This is a genomic window from Microbacterium mcarthurae (assembly GCF_046064585.1).
In the GTDB taxonomy this organism is placed as follows: Bacteria; Actinomycetota; Actinomycetes; order Actinomycetales; family Microbacteriaceae; genus Microbacterium; species Microbacterium mcarthurae.
This window is the reverse complement of sequence record NZ_JAROCE010000002.1, coordinates 46,533-65,429: the sequence shown is the minus strand read 5'-3', so window position 1 is coordinate 65,429 and position 18,897 is coordinate 46,533. Positions and strand designations below refer to the sequence as shown.

The 18,897-nt window shown below is 68.8% G+C and carries 18 protein-coding genes; 13 read left to right on the top strand and 5 right to left on the bottom strand.

All coding sequences use genetic code 11. The annotated features are described in order from the left end of the window. Positions 1 to 85 precede the first annotated feature (85 nt). Genes P5G46_RS06970 through P5G46_RS06935 form a run of 8 tightly spaced genes read left to right on the top strand, consistent with a single transcriptional unit; the run spans position 86 to position 9,490 of the window. The gene (locus P5G46_RS06970; protein WP_239276427.1) at positions 86 to 1,135 is read left to right on the top strand and encodes a LacI family DNA-binding transcriptional regulator; all 1,050 of its coding nucleotides are present in this window, start codon (positions 86 to 88) and stop codon (positions 1,133 to 1,135) included. 49 nt (positions 1,136 to 1,184) lie between these two features. Next, a complete protein-coding gene (locus P5G46_RS06965) occupies positions 1,185 to 2,507 on the top strand; it encodes an ADP-ribosylglycohydrolase family protein (RefSeq protein WP_239276428.1) in 1,323 nt (440 codons plus the stop codon). After that, a complete protein-coding gene (locus P5G46_RS06960; protein ID WP_375095212.1) occupies positions 2,507 to 3,514 on the top strand; it encodes a nucleoside hydrolase in 1,008 nt (335 codons plus the stop codon). Before P5G46_RS06965 ends, P5G46_RS06960 begins: the two co-directional genes overlap by 1 nt. A 25-nt stretch (positions 3,515 to 3,539) precedes the next feature. Then, positions 3,540 to 4,886, top strand: a complete 1,347-nt coding sequence (locus tag P5G46_RS06955) for an ABC transporter substrate-binding protein (RefSeq protein ID WP_375095213.1) — start codon at positions 3,540 to 3,542, stop codon at positions 4,884 to 4,886. A gap of 55 nt (positions 4,887 to 4,941) precedes the next feature. Further along, positions 4,942 to 5,904 carry a carbohydrate ABC transporter permease gene (locus tag P5G46_RS06950; RefSeq protein WP_408905314.1) on the top strand — a complete coding sequence of 321 codons (963 nt, stop codon included), beginning with the start codon at positions 4,942 to 4,944 and terminating at the stop codon, positions 5,902 to 5,904. Further along, positions 5,901 to 6,743: a carbohydrate ABC transporter permease gene (locus P5G46_RS06945; RefSeq protein ID WP_375095215.1), complete on the top strand. Its 843-nt coding sequence runs from the start codon at positions 5,901 to 5,903 to the stop codon at positions 6,741 to 6,743. Before P5G46_RS06950 ends, P5G46_RS06945 begins: the two co-directional genes overlap by 4 nt. After that, the gene (locus P5G46_RS06940; protein ID WP_408905313.1) at positions 6,740 to 7,615 is read left to right on the top strand and encodes a ribokinase; all 876 of its coding nucleotides are present in this window, start codon (positions 6,740 to 6,742) and stop codon (positions 7,613 to 7,615) included. The genes P5G46_RS06945 and P5G46_RS06940 overlap by 4 nt, the downstream gene beginning before the upstream one ends. A 33-nt stretch (positions 7,616 to 7,648) precedes the next feature. Beyond that, positions 7,649 to 9,490, top strand: coding sequence for a choice-of-anchor Q domain-containing protein (locus P5G46_RS06935; RefSeq protein ID WP_239276434.1), 1,842 nt, complete (start codon positions 7,649 to 7,651; stop codon positions 9,488 to 9,490). Positions 9,491 to 9,582: 92 nt separating this feature from the next. On the opposite strand, the gene P5G46_RS06930 is transcribed toward P5G46_RS06935, so the two are convergent. The 4 genes from P5G46_RS06930 to P5G46_RS06915 form a co-directional block, all read right to left on the bottom strand. Beyond that, positions 9,583 to 9,843 (bottom strand): DUF6510 family protein, encoded by a 261-nt coding sequence (locus P5G46_RS06930; RefSeq protein WP_239276435.1) that lies wholly within the window; start codon positions 9,841 to 9,843, stop codon positions 9,583 to 9,585. Continuing rightward, entirely contained in the window at positions 9,843 to 10,580 is a 738-nt protein-coding gene (locus P5G46_RS06925) for a ferredoxin reductase (RefSeq protein WP_239276448.1), read from the bottom strand. The genes P5G46_RS06930 and P5G46_RS06925 overlap by 1 nt, the downstream gene beginning before the upstream one ends. Beyond that, positions 10,580 to 11,170 (bottom strand): molybdopterin-dependent oxidoreductase, encoded by a 591-nt coding sequence (locus P5G46_RS06920; protein ID WP_408905312.1) that lies wholly within the window; start codon positions 11,168 to 11,170, stop codon positions 10,580 to 10,582. Before P5G46_RS06920 ends, P5G46_RS06925 begins: the two co-directional genes overlap by 1 nt. 98 nt (positions 11,171 to 11,268) lie before the next feature. Further along, on the bottom strand, positions 11,269 to 12,246 hold the full coding sequence (locus P5G46_RS06915) for a MauE/DoxX family redox-associated membrane protein (RefSeq protein ID WP_239276437.1): 978 nt from the start codon (positions 12,244 to 12,246) through the stop codon (positions 11,269 to 11,271). Positions 12,247 to 12,416: 170 nt separating this feature from the next. Between P5G46_RS06915 and P5G46_RS06910 the strand changes: the two genes are divergently transcribed. Further along, positions 12,417 to 13,310 carry a DUF808 domain-containing protein gene (locus P5G46_RS06910; RefSeq protein ID WP_239276438.1) on the top strand — a complete coding sequence of 298 codons (894 nt, stop codon included), beginning with the start codon at positions 12,417 to 12,419 and terminating at the stop codon, positions 13,308 to 13,310. 91 nt (positions 13,311 to 13,401) lie between these two features. Here the strand turns inward: P5G46_RS06910 and P5G46_RS06905 are convergent, their stop codons facing one another. After that, positions 13,402 to 13,962: a flavin reductase family protein gene (locus P5G46_RS06905; protein ID WP_408905311.1), complete on the bottom strand. Its 561-nt coding sequence runs from the start codon at positions 13,960 to 13,962 to the stop codon at positions 13,402 to 13,404. Between the two features lie 238 nt (positions 13,963 to 14,200). Here P5G46_RS06905 and P5G46_RS06900 point away from each other — a divergent pair, with 238 nt between their 5' ends. The 4 genes from P5G46_RS06900 to P5G46_RS06885 all read left to right on the top strand — a co-directional run bounded on the left by P5G46_RS06900 (position 14,201) and on the right by P5G46_RS06885 (position 18,881). Continuing rightward, positions 14,201 to 15,178 carry an ABC transporter substrate-binding protein gene (locus P5G46_RS06900; RefSeq protein WP_239276440.1) on the top strand — a complete coding sequence of 326 codons (978 nt, stop codon included), beginning with the start codon at positions 14,201 to 14,203 and terminating at the stop codon, positions 15,176 to 15,178. Between the two features lie 99 nt (positions 15,179 to 15,277). Then, positions 15,278 to 16,828 (top strand): sugar ABC transporter ATP-binding protein, encoded by a 1,551-nt coding sequence (locus P5G46_RS06895; RefSeq protein ID WP_408905310.1) that lies wholly within the window; start codon positions 15,278 to 15,280, stop codon positions 16,826 to 16,828. Then, on the top strand, positions 16,825 to 17,868 hold the full coding sequence (locus P5G46_RS06890; RefSeq protein ID WP_408905309.1) for an ABC transporter permease: 1,044 nt from the start codon (positions 16,825 to 16,827) through the stop codon (positions 17,866 to 17,868). The genes P5G46_RS06895 and P5G46_RS06890 overlap by 4 nt, the downstream gene beginning before the upstream one ends. Continuing rightward, a complete protein-coding gene (locus P5G46_RS06885) occupies positions 17,868 to 18,881 on the top strand; it encodes an ABC transporter permease subunit (protein WP_239276444.1) in 1,014 nt (337 codons plus the stop codon). The genes P5G46_RS06890 and P5G46_RS06885 overlap by 1 nt, the downstream gene beginning before the upstream one ends. The last annotated feature ends 16 nt before the right edge of the window (positions 18,882 to 18,897 follow it).

The window sequence follows — 18,897 nt, the reverse complement described above, 5'->3', positions numbered from 1 at the left end:
GTATACTCTCGCATTACGCAAACTAGTTTGCAAACAGTTTGCACTGATTCCACGATCTTGTGAAGTCGTCATGCGGAGGTTATGAATGAGCGCGCGTAAAACCGGTTTGGACGCGACGGGAGATGCGCGGCCCGCCGCCGCCCCGGTCACCATCCAGGCGGTCGCCGCGGCTGCGGGTGTGAGCAAGACCACGGTGTCGCACGTGCTCTCGGGCAATCGGCCGGTCTCTGCTGAGACCCGCCGGCGCGTCGAGAAGGTCATGGACGACCTCGGCTTCAGCCCGAACTTCTTCGCGCAGGCACTGAACCGCAACCGGAGCAACACGATCGCCCTGATCGCACAGGACATCACCAACCCGTTCTACCCGGCTCTGGCGAGGGGTCTGCAGGCCGCGGTCTCGAACCAGGATCAGGTCGTCATGCTCTTCGACGCGGGCGCGGGTGAAGGGGCGCTCACGCACGCCTTCGTGGCCGACGCGATTCAAAGGCGCGCCGATGGCGTGGTGATCGCCGTCAGCGATGTCGATGACGACATCGCGCGCCTCCGCGAAGCCGGCATCCCGGTCGTCGCGGTGGGGTCGGGCGCGTCGAAGCTCCCGATCGATTGGGTCACCGCCGACGACGAGCGGATCGCGGCGGACGCCGTGATGCACCTCCACCTGCTCGGACACCGCCGGATCGCGACCATCACGGGGCCCCTCAACCACACACCCGGGAAGCCGCGATACCTGGGGTATCTGCGCGCCATGCAGGACCTCGACCTCCCGGTCGAGCCGGAGATGATCGAGCACGGCGAATGGACGCGTGAGAGCGGATTCGACGCCATGGCCAGGCTCGCCGCCCGGCACGACCGGCCGAGCGCGGTCTTCTGCGCCAACGACATGATGGCCATCGGGGCGCTGGATGCCGCGCGACGCAGCGGCCTGGCCGTCCCGGAGGATGTGGCCCTCATCGGCGTCGACGACATCGACGCCGCCTCCCTCGTCCGCCCGGCCCTGACGACGGTGCGCATCCCGGCCGAGGAGATTGGCCGCGCGGCCGGAGAGCTCCTGCTCCACCGCATCGCCGAGGGGATGACCACCACCCACCGTCACGTGTTGGTTCAGCACGTGCTCATGACCCGCGAAACATCCTGACGCGCCCCCGGCCGTCACGACCACGCCCTCCCGGGAGAAGGAAGTCCCCGTGCACTCAGCGCTCGACCCCCGCGACCTCGTCCCCGACGAAGCGGAACAGCTCGCCCATTCCGGGTACGTCACCGGCGATCTGACGACGCGAGCGCGTGCCGCGGCGGCCGCATCGGATCTGGATGCACTCGCGCGCATCCGAGAAGAGCTCGCTGGCGCTCCGATGCGAGCGGACTGGTCCTTCGACGAGCCGAGCGACCCGGTGACGCTGGGGCTGCTGGGTTCGGACGTCGCCGCCCGGGCGGTCGACCCCGACGAGCTGCCCGGGCGCCTTCGCGGCGCCTGGCTCGGGCGGACCGTCGGAAACACGCTCGGGAAGCCGATCGAGGGGTTGTCGCGCGGCGAAGTGGAAGCCTACCTGCGCGCCGCGGGACAGTGGCCGCAAACCGGATACGTCGCGCTGCTGGAGCCGCTCCCGAACGGGGTCTCGCACCTGCACGAATCCGCGCCGGTCGCCTCGGCCGGACTGTTCACGGACGTGCCCCGGGACGACGACATCGACTGGACCATCCTCGGTCTGCACCTCATCGAGCGGTACGGCCGTGACCTCACGACCGACGACATCGCCACGGAGTGGCTCGACAGGATCCCGTTCACCCAGACGTTCACAGCCGAGCGGGCCGCCTACCGCAATCTCATCCACGGCTTGCACGCGCCCCAGACGGCGGTCGTGGACAATCCGTATCGCGAATGGATCGGCGCGCTCATCCGGGCCGACATCTTCGGGTACGTTCAGCCGGGCGATCCCGCTGCGGCCGTTCGGCTCGCCCTCATCGACGCCCGCCTCACGCACGTCAAGAATGGCATCTACGGAGAGATGTGGGCCGCCGCGCTGGTGGCGACGGCGTTCTCCACCGACAGTGCGGAGGAAGCGCTCGCCGTCGCGCGTCGGTTCGTGCCCGACGGCTCCCGCCTCGCGGCTACCCTCGACGGCATCCGGGAGCTCCACCGGAGCGGCGCGAACGAGGTCGATGCGCTCGACTGGATCGACCGCGAGCTGGGCCATTACAACTGGGTGCACACCCTCCACAACGCCGCCGCAATCGCTGCGGGCCTCCTCTGGGGGAAGGGCTTCACCGATTCCGTCGCCCTCACCATCGCGGCGGGACGCGACACGGATTCGTCCGCCGCGACGACGGGGAGCGTGTACGGAGCGCTGCACGGCGACGAGGCGATCCCGGCGGAGCTCGTCGGCACGACCCACCACCACGTGCGCAGCAGCATTCGCGACTTCGACCGGGTCACGATCGACGAGCTCGCCGCGCGAACTCTCGCCGTGGCGCACGTGGCGCTGCCGACCGCATGCAAGGCGGTTCTGTGATGAGCCGGCGGAAAGTCATCATCGATACCGACCCGGGACTCGGCGAGCCCGGCAGCGATATCGATGACGGTCTCGCCATCGCCCTCGCCATCCGCGCGCCGGAGCTCGAGGTGCTCGGCCTGACCATCGTGAACGGCAACGTGACCCTCTCCACCGGGGTGCATGTGGCCCGCAACCTCGTCGATCGCCTGGGAGTGACCGACCTTCCCGTCCTCGCGGGAGCCGACGCGCCCTTGACCCGTGACATGGCCTCCGTTCGGGCTCTGTTCGACGCCGTCCCCGGGCACGGCGGGCCGCGCGACCCGGGAGAGTTGCGCGGTCCGACAGCCGAGTCGGATGCCGCCGACTGGATGATCGAGCAGGCAGAGCGCTACCCGGGCGAGATCACCGTGTTGGCCATCGGTCCCATGACCAACCTCGCCGTGGCGATCCGTCGCTCGCCCGCATTCGCGGCGAACGTGCGGGAGTTCGTCCTCATGGCGGGAAGCGCCACCACCTACGCCCAGAACATCACCGTCGTCGGCGACTTCAACGCGTACGTCGACCCCGAGGCGCTCGACGTCGTCCTGCGTAGCGGGGGCCGCATCACCATGGTCGGCCTCGACCAGACGTCGCGGGTCCTGCTCACGCGCGACGACGCGGATCAGATGCTGGCGTCCGTGGATCCCTTCTCGAAATGGGTCGGGGAGTGCACTCACGCGTGGATCGACTACCTCGCACGTGCCTTCCCGAAGCGTGCGGAACACGAGTTCGGCTGCTTCCTGCACGACCCCCTCGTCATCGCCGCGCACCTCGACCCCGGTATCTGCCAGTGGGACACCGCGCACGTGGAGGTCGAACTGATCAGTGACTTGGCTCGCGGCCTGGTCGTCGCAGACCGCGGCCTCTCGCTCACCGTCCCCGCACCGTCGAACGCAACGGTCGCCGTGGACACCGACGTCGACGCCTTCCGCCGACTGTTCCTCGACCGTATCGCCCTCACACCGGCGCCCGATCCGGGCATCTGAAAGAAACAGCAAGGAGTAACCCGACATGCGAACTCACAACGACGTGACCCGCTGGCTTGCCGCCGGTGCCGGAGCCGCCCTCGCGCTCGCGGCGCTGACGGCGTGCAGCGGATCAGGGGGCCCGGGAACGATCGACGGCGTGGCGCCGTCGAGTCTGACCGAGCCGACGGAGCCGATCACGATCACGTACGCGGGCGCCGCCTACGACGCCAAGCAGATTCAGCCGGTGCTGGACGCGTTCCAGGCGGCGCACCCCAACATCACCGTCAACTACGAGGCCGTGCCGTTCGATGACTTCAACAGCGTGCTGGCGGCACGCTTGACGTCGTCGCAGGACGCCATCGACGTCTTCGACGTCGACATGCCGCGAACCGCCGCGTACGCGGCCCGAGGCTGGCTGACCGACCTGACGGACACATTCCCCGACCTCGCCTCCGCCGTCGACCCGGGGAGCCTGGAGGCGGCGACCGTGGACGGCAAGGTCGTGACGATGCCGTACCAGACCTCGACCAACATCATGTACTACAACAAGGCGCTCCTTGCCGCCGCGGGGATCAGCGCGCCCGGCGCCACCCCCGACGACCGCGAGACGTGGGAGCAGATCACCGAGGACGCCAAGAAGGCGCAGGACGCCGGTGCGCAGTACGGTCTGCTGTTCGATCAGATCGACCGCTATTACCAGCTGCAGCCATTGGCGGAGAGCGCCGGCGGCGGCCCCGGTGGGACCGGAGAGGGAAACCTGACGCCGGACGTGACCAACGACGGCTGGGAGAAGGCGTTCAGCTGGTACGGCTCGATCTTCGCCGACGGGCTCTCGCCGCGCGGGGTTGCCGTCGCGGACACGCCCAACCTGTTCGCCGCGGGCAAGGTCGCGTATTACGTGGGTGGACCGTGGTGGGGAACGCAGTTCGTCGGCGAGGCTGGGCTCGACTTCGGCATCGCGCCCTTCCCCGCGTTCGCGGGTGGTGAGGCGGCGACGCCCACGGGGGGCTGGTCCCTCGGGATGAACCCCCAGGCGACCGCGGACAAAGCCAACGCCAGCGCGATCTTCCTGAAGTTCATGGGCATCGACGACGGAGGCTACGCGCAGTACCTCTCCGCGCTGGCGGTCCCCCCGTCGAACCTCGAGGGCTCGGCGAAGTTCTACGACGCCGAGGTGTTCACGGACCCGCGGTTCACGGGGGTGGTCGATCTCATGAAGAGCGAGCTGGCCACCACAGCCACGTTGCGCCTGCAGACCGTCGGGTACGTCGAGTTCGAGGACATCATGACGAAGACGTTCGACGACATCATCAACGGCACGGATGCCAAGACGGCTCTCGCTTCGGCGACTACCCAACTCGACGACGCCTGGGCGAAGTACCGCCAGTAGTCCGCCCCGCCGGTACCGGGGCTCGCCCCCGGTGCCGGCCGTCTGGAGACACACGATGACCTTGGCTACACATCAGCTCGATCACGCCGATCGAGTCGCCGCCCCCACGGCCGACCCCCCACCCGTTCGGCGCGGACGTCACCGGACCGTGCGTCGCGACCTGCTCGCGGCGGTGTGCTTCCTCCTGCCGACCGTGGTCCTCATCCTGGTCCTGCGCATCTGGCCGACGATCGTGGCCCTGGTCAACGCGACGCGCAGCGGTCTTCCCGGCAGTCTCGCCGAACCGGAGTTCGTCGGCCTCGACCTGTTCGCCCAGATGTTCTCCAGCCCCGCCTTCTGGAACAGTGTCGTCCAGACATTGATCTTCAACGTCATCGTCAATCCGCTGCAGATCCTCCTCGCGCTACTCCTGGCGGTGCTCTTGACGCAGAACCTGCCCGGTTCTGGGCTCTGGCGCACGCTGATCTTCCTTCCCGCCGCGGTTCCGCTCGCCGGCAGCACGATCGTGTGGGGCATCGCGCTGCGCCCGGACGGTCCGGTCAACGGACTGCTGGAGCTGTTCGGCCTGCCGGCGCAGCCGTGGTTCACCAGCCCCGATCAGGTGCTGCTGTCCATCATCGTGCTCGCCAGTTGGATCGGCATCGGGTACTGGATGATGTTCCTCATCGCGGGACTCAACGACATCCCGCCCGTCTACTACGAGGCGGCGCGCATCGACGGGGCCGGCCCGCTGCGCACCTTCTTCTCGGTCACGCTGCCGATGCTGAAGCGCCCGTTGCTATTCGTCCTGGTGGCCGACACCGTGTCGAATTTCGTGCTGTTCGCGCCCGTACAGATCCTCACCGGGGGAGGGCCCGAGGGTCGGAGCAACTTCTTGATGTACGACATCTTCCATCGCAGCTTCGAGCTGAGCGACCCCTATCAGGCGTCGGCCCAGCTCGTCGTGCTCCTCCTGCTCATGATCGCCATCGTCGCGGTCCAGTTCCGGTTGCTGGGGAACGGAGCGACCGAAGAATGAACGCACATGCCCGCCCGCTGTCCCGGGCGATCCTCACAGCCCTGGCGGTGATGATCTCCCTCGCTTTCCTCGCGCCCGTGCTCTGGCTCCTCGCGAGCACGTTCCGCTCGGCGACAGAGACCTTCGCCTCGAGTTCCCCCTTGAGCTGGCACGTGCTCTGGCCACAGGAGTGGACTCTGGACAATCTCCGCTCGGCCGTCGACAGCGGGTTCCTCACCGCACTCGGCAACAGTCTGGTTGTGGCGGCGGCCACGGTCGCTCTCGGACTTCTCGTGAGCTCAGCGGCCGCATTCGCGCTGGCGGTGATCCCGTTCCGTGGTCGTGGTGCCGTTTTCACCGTGGTCGTGCTCAGCTTCCTCATCCCCTTCGAGGCGATCGCGATCCCTCTGTCGCGCACGGTCTCGGACTGGGGTCTGGCCAACACTCTCATCGCCCTGATCCTGCCGGGGTTGGGCAACGGTCTGGCCGTCTTCACGCTGCGACAGTTCTTCTTGGGCATCCCCCGCTCCCTGTCGGAGGCTGCACACCTCGACGGAGCGGGATGGTTCCGGATCTACCGGTCCATCTATCTCCCGCTGACGCGACCGGCGCTGATCGGGGCGGGACTCATCCTGTTCCTGTTCCAGTGGCAGGCCTACCTCTGGCCGATCCTGATCACCTCCACGCAGGCAATGGATCTGGCGCCGGTGGCGATCGCCAAATCCTTCGGGGCTTTCTCCACCGACTACGGGCGCGTCTTCGCCGAGACCGCGATTCTGGCGGTGATCCCCGCAGTGATCCTGCTGGCACTGCAGCGCTACTTCGTCACGTCGGTCGCGAGCACCGGGAGCAAGGAGTGAACGCGGGGCGAGGCGACTCCCCCGTGGAAGTGGCGGTGGTGGGGTCGGTGAACCTCGACATCGTGATCAGTTGTGATCGGCGACCCGGGCCAGGGGAGACCGTCGCGGGGCGGACGGTCGACGAAGTCATCGGCGGCAAGGGCGCTAACCAGGCCATCGCCGCAGCCTCCGCCGCGCGGTGCGCTCTCATCGCCGCCGTGGGCAACGACGCGGCAGCCCAAGCGGCGCGGACCGCGCTGGAACAGGCGGGCGTCATGCTCGACGCGCTGGACGTGTCCGCCCTTCCCACGGGGCGGGCGTACATCACCGTCACGCCCGACGGGGAGAACAGCATCGTCGTCGTCCCGATGGCCAACGCCGACCTCACGGCCGATCGAGTCTTCGCCTCGCTCGAGCGTAAGCGCCCACGCGTCGTCCTCTCCCAGTTAGAGGTTCCGCTCGAGGCGGTGTACCGCGCGGCGGACTGGTGCGAGTCGAACGGCGCCCGATTCCTGCTGAATCCCAGCCCGATGATCGCCTTCGATCGGCGCCTGCTCGCCATGGCTGATCCTCTCGTGGTCAACCGCCACGAAGCCGAACTGCTGTGCGGGCCGCGGGGGGCGGATGTGGCAGGTCTCGCACGAGAGCTCTCGGCCTTGTGCCGTTCCGTCGTCGACACCCACGGCGCGCAGGGGGCCTATGTCGCGGTCGATGGTGCGTTCGACCTCGTGCCGGCGCCCGCTGTCACGGTCGTCGATACGACGGGCGCCGGCGACGCGTTCGCCGGTGCGATCGCCGCTCGCCTCGCTCGGGGCGACTCGGTGCGTCACGCCACGGAACACGCCGTGGCAACCGCCTCACGGATCGTTCAGCTGGCACGGTCCGACCGCTGAGACAGCCAGCGCACTCACTGCAAAGGAGCAGACATGCCATCCATTCGAGCCGGCGCGGCGTCCCTGGGCGTCCTGGCGCTTCTTGTCACGGGCATTGCGGTTGCGCCACCGGCCAGCGCTGATCCCCTGTCACCTGCGACGGGGGCCCGGCCGTCGACGTCCGGAAACCCCACGGCCGGGCCCGGGGGAGTGGTCTACTTCGTCGATGCGACGGGCGGGAACGATTCCAACGCGGGAACCTCGCCCGCAGCCGCGTGGCGGACCCTCGCCAAGGTGAGCAGTCAGACCCTCGCCCCCGGAGATGTCGTGGCCTTCGAGAGAGGCGACACCTTCACCGGCTCGGCGACGATCTCGGGTGGCGGTACGAGCACCAACCCGGTCACCGTGACGGCGTACGGCTCCGGTGCACAGCCTCTTCTGACCAACCCGGGGGGCTGGAACATGCTGCTCGTCGACGCTCCCTACGTCGCCGTCGAAGACCTGTCCTTCACCAACGGGGCAGTGTTCGACAATGCCGACGGCGTCGGAATCCGGGGCCCGAAATACGAGCGGAGCGGTGCCGTCGCCATCACGGGCAACGGGACCGGCGTCCTGGTGCAGGACAGCACCTTCACCGACGTCGGCGTCGGGGTGAAGACCTACGGGGCCGAATCGAAAGTGCTGCACAACACCTTCCAGAACCTCCGCATCGCGTACCGCGGACCGGACTCCGGCATCCAGACCTCGTACGGAGCGATCGGCGTCTCGGTCAACAACAGCGGCGTGGAACTCGCCTACAACGACTTCCTCGGTTGCCGATCGACGAACAGCCCCTACGGCGCTGACGGCGGGGCGGTGGAGATCGAGGGGTTCCTCTACTCCAAGGACGACATCACCATCCACCACAACTATTCGCGCGGGTCGCAGGGGTTCCTGGAGGTCACCGAGACCACGACGTCCGACGTGACCGTGAGCGAGAACGTCAGCGACGACTATCAGCAGTTCATCGCGTGGAACACCACGACGACGCCGAGCGGGTACGTGGTGCAGAACAACACGGTGATCCGTTCGCTCGACTCGGCGACCCTGTTCGACTGGTACTACTACCGCGAGGCCGGGCCGTCGCCGAGCGCGAGTTGGGCCACGATTCAGAACAACGTCTTCCAGACATCGGGCAGGTTCGGCGTCTTCAACTTCCCCCACGACCACAACTTGTTCGCCCCGTCGGTGAGGCTGAACTACGCGCTCGGGTCGGGCGACATCATCGCGCCGCCCGCCTTCGTGGACCCCGCAGCCCGCGACTACCGACCGGTGCAGACCAGCCCTGCGGTCGACAACGGAACGACCACGCCCTCGGCGACGGATCTGGCCGGCAATCCACGGGGTGTCGGCCTGGGAACGGACATGGGGGCGCACGAGCTGCAGGCTTCCCCCTCGACGCTCGGCATCGACCTGGTCACCGACGGAGGATTCGAGACGCAGACGGCGATCTCCGCCGGTACGACACCGTGGTGGAGTCAAGGCGGCCTCACCTATGGGGTCGACGTGAATGCCGGTAAGGCGCACTCCGGGCTCGACAACGGGTGGATCGCGACGTCCGGCACGGGGTGGGGAGCACTGCGTCAGACCGTCGCCGTCAGCCCGAACACCACCTACCGGCTGATCGTCTGGGTGCGCAGCTCGGGCAACGTGAACAATGCCTGGGTCGGGGCCAAGACGACGACGGAGACCGTCATCGGCGAACTCCGACATGGCCAGGCCGCCGTGGGGTACACCCGGTACGTCGTCTCCTTCAACAGTGGCGCGAACACGACGATCCGACTGCACGCGGGCCTGTATGGCGCGGGCGGCGGGACGTGGGAGCAGATCGACGACGTCTGGCTGCAGCAACTCTGAGGCGTGAACCCAAGGTCGGGGCCGCCGCCGCATACCCCGGTCGGCGGGCCCGACCCGGGTCCCCGGCCGGGGCATTCCCCGGCACGCTCGCCCTACCCCCGCTGCACCTCGAGCGCGTCGATCCCCGGCATCCCGAACCACGAGCGCCCGGCGACGGCATCCACGATCGTCATCAGCACGGCGTCGCACGATCGGCAGCGGGCGACGGCCCCCATGGCGCTGGCGTACACGACGACCTCGGCGACGGCGCCCCCGTCCCCGCACGCTCGGCAGCGGACGCGCGAGTCGGTGGCGTCCCACCCGAGGAGGTCGGCCAGCCGGCCGGCGAGCGCATTGCCGTCGAGAACGTCCATCACGAGCCTCCGAATCGCTCGGTGCGGATATCGCCGGGCTTGTGTCCGGCGTCCAGGAGCCAGCGCGAGACCGCTTCGACGAACGGGGTCGGGCCGCATACGTACACGCGCGGGGAGTGCTCGGCCGGCACGACCGCGTCGCGCAGCCGCTCGGCCGTGAGCCGGGCGGGGGGAACGGATGCCTCCGGGGGAGCGGCGCGCGTGTAGACGATGTCGAGATGGAGCGACCCCGTGGAGGCGAGGGCCGTGAGTTCCTCGGCGAAGAACACGTCGCCCGGGGTCCGAACGGAGTAGAGAAGCCGGAACTCGCTCGCGTCGTCGCTCGCCGCGTGCGCCTGGGCCATCGCGTACAGCGGCACGACCCCCGAGCCGCCGGCGATGAGCTGCACCGGTCGCGGCGCGGCCTCGGTCGACGGTGTCCACACGAAGAACGCTCCGAGGGGGCCGTGCACCTCGATCTGGTCGCCGGCCCGGAGGTCGTGCACCAGGAACGGCGACACCTCGCCGTCGGGGACTTCGTCGATGGCGAGGACCACCCGCGTACCGTCGCCCGACGACGCGATCGAATACGACCGCGAGGCCTGGTAGCCGTCGGGAGCCGTGAGTCGCAGGTCGAGGTGCGCGCCGGCGTCGTTGCCCGGCCAGGTCGGTACGTCGAGTGCGAGGCGTTTCGCGGTCGGGGTCTCGGCCCGCACGTCGGCGACCGTCGCGGTGTGCCAGGCGGTCCGGCGCCGCATCACCAGTACCGCTCCTCCTGCCACGGGTCGCCGTGCAGGTGGTACCCGTTCTGCTCCCAGAACCCGGGGTCGTCGTCGGGCATCGTCACCAGACCCCGCACCCACTTGGCGCTCTTCCAGAAGTACAGGTGCGGCACGAGCAGACGCGCGGGCCCGCCGTGCTCGGGCGTCAGCGGCTCGCCGTCGGCCTCGAACGCGATCCAGCTCTTTCCGTCGAGCAAGTCGTCGAGGGGGACGTTCGTGGTGTACCCGCCGTAGGAGTGCGCCATGACGAAGTCGTGCGCCGTCTCGACCTCGTCGAAGATGCGGTCGAGCGAGACGCCGCGCCACGGCATGTCGAGCTTGGTCCAGTGCGTGACGCAGTGGATGTCGACGGTGATGTCCTCCATCCCGAGCGCCTGCAGCTGGGCGGTGTTCCATCGGTGCTCGCCGTTCTCGGTGCGGACGACGAACTCCCAGTCGTCCGGGTCGATCTCGGGCGTGGGTCCGGCCGAGAGAACCGGCCAATCGCCCACCAGGGTCTGACCGGGGGGAAGAGGCGGATCGCGCTCGGCCCGGCGTCCGGAGAACCCGCGAGTGATGAATGACATGGATGCCTCTTTCCTCCCGGAGCGGGACGAATTTCACCCTAGCCAGGTCGTTGGAGGCGCGGTAGGGACGAATGTCGAAACGCCGGGACCGTCGTTTCTCAGTGTGTCGAACGATCCTCGTCGGAACGCGGGGTTCGGGCCTCGGCCGCCGCCGCGAGCATCGTGTCGATGAAGGCGGCGGTCGCGTCTCCGCCCACGGCGAGGGGGTGCAGCAGCTCGCCGGACGTGGTGAGCAGCACCGCGGCCGGCCGTTCGTTCGGGATGCCGAGCGCTGCCGCGAACTCTCCCGACGGGTCGGCGTGCATTCCTTCCTCGGCGGCGGCCAGGGGGGAACCGTCGCCCACCGGCACGATGAGGCGCACGTCGACGAGCGTTTCGAGAAGCTCCCCGTCCCAGGTCATCCGGGCGATGATGTTCTCGCACGAGGCGCACCCCCGGCGCACGAAGAGCAGCAGCTGCGCGCGGCCTCGCAGCGCGCGCTGCCGCGGGACGACCACGTCCCCGTCGGGGGTGATGAGCGCGGCATCCGGTACGCCGTCGGCGGGGGGATCGGCCGGGGAGATACGCAGCGACGAGGCGATCATCGCGACGGCGACGGTGCCGAGCACGACCCCGGCCGTCGCGAGCGGCGACGAGATCAGGCGCACGGCGAGCGAGGGGAGCGTGGGCTCCACCACCGCGCCGGCGAGCGTGAGGCCGGCGAGCGCGCAGAGGCTCGCGTTGCGCGCGGTCATGGCGGGGCCGACACGCGTGGATGCCACCGGCCCGAAGCACCCGCACTCGTCGGTCGAGGCCATCGTCTGTGCGCGCATCCCCGTCGCGAGGAACAGCAGCGTGAGCGCCAGCGCGACGCACGATGCCGTGACGGCCGTCGGCCCCGTGCCCAGCAGCAGACCCGCGGAAGTGAGGAGTTCGAGGGTGGCGACCGCGGCCACGGTGGGCCGCGCCGGGAGCTGCGTGATCCGCAGTGCGCGCAGCGTCGACGGCGCGGCGCCGAGATCGAGGAGCTTGCCCGCGCCGCTGACGGCGAACACGGCGGCGAGGACGAGAGCGGGAAGCGTGGCCAGCGCGAGCATCGTTCCAGGATGCGCCCGTCGCGTGCCCGCGGGGTCTGGGCGAGGTGCGCACAGACGGCGGGTGAAACCGCTCTTCACCCGGGATCCGCGAGAGAGGGTTAGGGTCGCTCTGACGACTCCGTCACTGCACGCGGCTCCCGCGGCAGCCCTTCATCCAGGGAGAATCGCGTATGTCCGTGGGTCTGCTCGCCGTCGTCGACGACATCCTCAGCGCCGCCCTCAAGGCGAGCGCGAAGACGGCGGGCGTCGTCATCGACGACGCCGCCGTGACGCCGCAGTACGTGCAGGGCATCACCCCCGCGCGAGAGCTTCCGGTGGTGTGGAAGATCGCCCTCGGCAGCATCATCAACAAGTACGTCGTGATCATCCCGATCGCGCTGCTGCTGACCGCGTTCGCGCCCGCCGTGCTGCCGTTCCTGCTCATCGTGGGCGGCGGGTTCCTGTGCTTCGAGGGCGCCGAGAAGGTGCTCGAGTGGTTCGGGGTGTCTCACGAGCACGCCGACGACGGTCCCCGCGATGAACGCAAGCTCGTCCTCGGCGCCGTGCGCACCGACCTGATCCTGAGCACCGAGATCATGCTCATCGCGCTGTCGAGCCTCGACCCGGACTTCAGCATCTGGATGACACTCGGCGCCCTGGTGGTCATCGGCCTCGGGATGACGGTGCTGGTCTACGGCGCCGTCGCACTGCTGGTGAAGATCGACGACATCGGACTGCGCCTGATGAAGAGCCCGGCACGCGGGGTGCGCCGCTTCGGCGCGCGGGTCGTGGCATCCATGCCCGCCGTCTTCCGCGTCATCAGCGTGATCGGCACCGTCGCGATGCTGTGGGTGGGCGGACACCTGGTGGTCGCCAATCTCGCCGAGACCCTGTGGCACGGGCCCCTCGACCTCGTGCACGCCGTGACCCACCTCGTCGAGGCGGCGGGCCCCGTCGTCGTGTGGATCGTCGACACCGCGATCTCGGCGGTCTTCGGTCTCGTCCTGGGCCTCGTCATCGTCGGCGTGGTCACCGGCATCCGCCGCGTGTTCTCGCGGGGCGAGAAGGCGGATGCCGCGCACTGAGCGCGGCGATCGTACCGGTCCGATGTGGTCGAGATCAGGCGGCGGCCCGCGGTGACCGCGCACGGCCCTCGTCACCGACCGCCCGCGGGCGTCAGTCCAGCCGAGAGTGCTCGCCGAGGCGGTGCCAGGTGCGGTTGTGGTAGACGAGGGCGGCGCCGGGCTCGCCGGGCTCCAGGTCGCGCTCGACGTTGACCTGCAGGGCCTGTGCGGCGATGACCGTCGAGCCGCCGGCATCCATCCGGCTCACCACGGCGCACCGCAGCCAGGCGCGCACGCCGTGATACACGGGCTCGCCCGTGGACAGGCGCGTCCAGGTCGAGGTGTCGGCGAATCGGTCGAGGCCGCTGGTGGCACCCGCGCGGGCGAGCGAGATGTCCTCGGCGTCGAGCAGGTGCACGACGATCGTCGACGCGGCGACGATCGTGGGCGTAGCCGACGACAGGCTCGAGACCGAGAAGATCAGCAGCGGCGGGTCGGCCGAGACCGACGACACCGAGGACGCGGTGAGGGCCACGGGCCCGTGCTCCCCATACGCCGTGATGACGGCGATGCCGCCGGGATGCCCGCGGAAGGCGCGCTTGAAATCGTCGGCGGTGACCGTCGTGCCGATCGCCGGCGTGCTCTCGGGTCGCCCCTGCGGCAGTGAAGTCATACCTCGACGGTATCCCGCGTCCGCGAGGGAAGGGGTCGGGCGCGAAACGCGACGACACACGCCGTACGCGAGCGGCGCAGGAATGTGAGGCTTCACATGGCTCGCGCCGTGACATTCCCGTTGCAAATTGTTCTTGACACGGCGCGCAGTGTGAGCGCTAACATTCAGGGGTCAGCCCGCCCGAGGGGCTGCATCACATGAACCGGCGACGCAGCCGGCGAAACGAGGAGGTTTCAACATGAAGGCGAAGAAGACCCTCGCCGGACTCGCGCTCGTTGGCGCGATCGCACTGACCGCGACCGGCTGTGCGGGTGGCGGTTCGACCGCAGGTGGCGGCGGCGACGACGTCATCACCGTCGGCTTCGCGCAGACCGGCTCGGAGAGCGGGTGGCGCAGCGCGAACACCGAGTCGATGAAGGAGGCGTTCTCGGAAGAGAACGGCTTCAACCTCATCTTCAACGCGGCCGACAACAAGCCGGAGGCGCAGATCGCCGCCGTCCGCAGCTTCATCAACCAGGGCGTCGACGCCATCGTGCTCGCCCCGATCGTCACCGACGGCTGGGACGACGTGCTGCAGGAGGCCAAGGACGCCAACATCCCGGTGATCCTCGAAGACCGCACGGTCTCGGCATCCGAAGACCTCTACGCCAGCTGGATCGGCCTCGACTTCGAGAAGGAGGGCGAGACGGCCGGGACGTGGGTCGCCGAGAACTTCGGTTCCACGCCGACCAACCTCGTGATCCTCGAGGGCACGACGGGCTCGTCCGCCGCGACCGACCGTGCGACCGGCTTCGCCAAGGCCATCGAGGGCACCGACATCACCGTGCTCGACTCGCAGACGGGCAACTTCACCCGCGCCGAGGGCAAGACGGTCATGGAGGGCTTCCTGCAGAAGTACGGCTCGCAGATCAACCTGCTGTTCGCCCACAACGACGACATGGGTCTCGGCGCGCTCGACGCCATCAAGGCCGCGGGCCTGAAGCCCGGTACGGACATCAAGATCGTCACCATCGACGCGGTCAAGGACGGCATGACCGCCCTGGCCGAGGGCGAGTTCAACTACATCGTCGAGTGCAACCCGCTGCTCGGTGAGAAGACCGCCGAGGTCGTGAAGAAGGTCGTCGCCGGCGAGTCGGTCGACAAGCAGTACATCGTCGAAGACCAGGCGTTCGACCAGGAGCAGGCCAAGGCCGCTCTGCCCGACCGCAAGTACTGATCCCTCGCGGACGCACCCCGCGTCCGTCCCATCCCGGGTGTGCGGGGCCGGCTCCGGCCCCGCACACCCTCCGCTCACCCCCTGAGAAAGCGATCGAGCATGACATCCGAACGCGCTGCCGTCGTCGCGATGCGCGGTATCAGCATCTCCTTCCCCGGAGTGAAGGCGCTCGACGGCGTGGACTTCACCCTCTACCCCGGTGAGGTGCACTCCCTCATGGGAGAGAACGGCGCCGGCAAATCCACCCTCATCAAGGCGCTGACCGGCGTCTACGGGATCGACTCCGGCACGATCCGGGTCCAGGGCGAGGAACGTCTGTTCCGCTCGACCGCCGACGCCCAGTCCGCGGGCATCGCCACCGTCTATCAAGAGGTCAACCTCTGCCAGAACCTATCCGTCGGTGAGAACGTGATGCTCGGCAACGAGATCCGTCGCGCCGGGATGGTCGACTGGCGCGCGACCCACGCCGCGGCAGCGAAAGCGCTCGCCGAGCTCGGCCTGCACATCGACACCCGCTCGATCCTCGCCAGTCACTCCATCGCCGTGCAGCAGCTGGTCGCCATCAGCCGCGCGATGGTCGTGGACACCACGGTGCTCGTCCTCGACGAACCGACCTCGAGCCTCGACCGGGGCGAGGTGGAGCAGCTCTTCGCCGTCATCCGGAGCCTCCGCGACCGCGGCGTCGCGATCCTGTTCGTCTCGCACTTCCTCGACCAGATCTACGAGATCTCCGACCGCCTGACCGTCCTGCGCAACGGCACTCTCGTCGGCGAGTACCCGATTGCGGAGCTCGGCCGGGAGCAGCTGGTGGCGAAGATGATCGGCCGCGAGCTCGGAGAGCTGGATGCCATCTCCGCCAGCGCCGAGCGCGCCATCGACCGGTCCGGCACGCCCGTGCTCAAAGCCGTCTCCCTCGCGCGCAAGAACGCCCTCGAACCGATCGACCTCGAGGTGTACCCCGGTGAGGTGGTCGGCCTCGCGGGGCTGCTGGGGTCGGGACGCACCGAGCTCGCCCGCCTCATCGCGGGCGCCGATCGCGCCGACCAGGGGCAGGTCGAGGTCGACGGGAAACCGTCGCGTCTGGGGTCGCCCCGGCATGCGCTGGATCGCGGCATCGCGTTCTCGTCAGAGGACCGCCGCGCCGAGGGGATCGTCGGAGACCTCACGGTCGCCGAGAACATCATCCTCGGCGTGCAGGCCCGCCGCGGTGCGCTCCGCAAGCTCGGCTCCGCCGAGGTGCAGGCCATCGTCGACGAGTACATCACCGCGCTCGGCGTCCGCCCGGCCAATCCCAACGCTCTGATCCGCAACCTCTCCGGCGGCAACCAGCAGAAGGTGCTGCTGGCCCGGTGGCTCGCCACCGCGCCGGAGCTGCTCATCCTCGACGAGCCCACGCGCGGCATCGACGTCGGCGCGAAGGCCGACATCCAGCGCAAGGTCGCCGAACTGGCTGAGAAGGGCCTGTCGGTGGTGTTCATCTCCTCGGAGCTCGAAGAGGTGCTGCGCATCGCGCAGCGCGTGGCGGTGCTGCGCGACCGTCGTAAGATCGGCGAGCTGGCCACCCATGACGTCGACCTCGACGGCCTCGTGGCCTACATCGCCGAGGGGCAGCCCGAGACAACGTCGTCCGATCGGGAGAAGATCGCATGAAGAAGTTCCTTTCGCACCGCCTCGTGTGGCCGATCGCGGCGCTCGTGGCGCTCATCGCCGTCAACACGATCTCGCGGCCGTCGTTCCTCAGCATCACGGTGCAGAACGGCCAGCTCTACGGCTCGCTGATCGACATCCTGCGCAACAGTGCGCCGCTCATGCTCGTCGCCCTCGGCATGACCCTCGTCATCGCCACCCGCGGCATCGACCTGTCGGTCGGGGCGATCATGGCGGTCTCGGGTGCGGTGGCGCTGACGATCATCGAGGCCTCGCCCGACCCGGGCAACCTCGGAGTCGTCATGGTCGCCATTGCCGCCGCCGTGGGAAGCGCTCTTCTCCTCGGCGTCTGGAACGGCTTCCTCGTCTCGGTGCTCGGCATCCAGCCCATCATCGCCACCCTCGTGCTCATGCTCGCGGGCCGCGGCGTCGCGCTGCTGATCACCAAGGGCTTCATCACCACGATCAACAGCGACCCGTACCAGTTCATGGCGCAGGGGTACGTGCTCGGTCTGCCGTTCGCCTTCTACGTCTCGATCGTCGCGGTCATCGTCGTCGGCGTGCTCGAGCGGCGCACCGCGCTCGGCATGCTGACCGAGGCCGTCGGCATCAATCCCGAGGCCAGCCGTCTCGCCGGTGTGCGCTCGCGCGGCATCATCTGGGGCGCCTACATCGCCAGCGGAACGCTCGCCGGCATGGCCGGTGTCCTGTACAGCTCGAACATCATGGCCGCGGACGCCAACGCCGCGGGCCTGTACATCGAACTGGATGCCATCCTGGCCGTGGTCCTCGGCGGTACCTCGCTCGCGGGCGGCAAGTTCAGCCTCGCCGGCACCGTGGTGGGCGTCTTCACGATCCAGACGCTGAAGAGCACCATCACGTTCCTCGGTGTGCCGCCCGCCGTCAGCCCCGTCTTCATGGCCGCGGCCGTGCTGATCGTCGTGCTGCTGCAGTCGCGCCGGTTCCGCGCGTTCTTCCAGACCGCGGGCCGTGCGGCCCTGCGCCCCCTCACCCGACGACCCGACGCAAAGGTGCTGTCCTGATGGTCACTCTCACCGCCGAGCGCGGCCCCGCCGCCACGACCTCGTACCGCCGGTTCCTGAACCGTCACGTCTCCTGGATCCCGGTGTTCGCCGCGATCGCGATCCTGGTGATCATGATCGCCGGATCCATGGCGTACTTCCCCAACTTCCAGCTGCCGCGGATCCTCTCCTCGATCCTGCTCGACAACGCCTACCTGCTCGTCCTCGCCGTCGGCATGACCTTCGTCATCCTCACCGGGGGCATCGACCTCTCCGTGGGAGCGGTCATGGCCTTCACCGGCATCCTGTGCGCCAAGATGCTCTCCGACGGAGTTCCGGTCGCGGTGGCGGTGCCCGCCATGATCCTGATCGGCGCGGCGATCGGCCTGCTCATCGGCGTGCTCGTGCAGTTCTTCGACGTGCAGCCGTTCATCGCCTCGCTGATCGGGATGTTCCTCGCGCGCGGTCTCGCGTTCGTGGTGAGCCTGGAGTCCATCAAGGTCGACAACGAAGGGCTGCTGTGGCTGCAGTCCACACGGTTCGCTTTCGCCGGCTGGTACATCACGCCGACGGGGATCATCGCGCTCCTGACCGTTGCGCTCGCCGCCTTCGTGCTGCGCTTCACCCGGTTCGGCCGGACGGTGTACGCGGTCGGAGGGAACGAGCAGTCCGCGCGTCTCATGGGCCTGCCCGTCGTACGCGCAAAGCTCTCGGTCTACGTCATCAGCGGCGTGTGCGCGGGCCTCGCCGGCATCGTCCTGACGGCGTACTCCGGCGCCGGATACCCGCTCAACGGCGTGGGGACCGAGCTCGACACGATCGCGGCTGTCGTCATCGGCGGGACGTTGCTCACCGGCGGGAGCGGGTTCGTCCTCGGCTCCATGATCGGCGTATTCGTGTACGGCCTGATCCGCACGATCATCTCGTTCTCGGGTGCCGAGCAGTCCTGGACGCGCATCACGGTCGGGGCGCTGCTGCTGCTGTTCGTCGTGGTCCAGCGCATCATCGTGGCGCGCTCGGCGCTGAGCAAGTGACGCGCCCGCGAGGGAT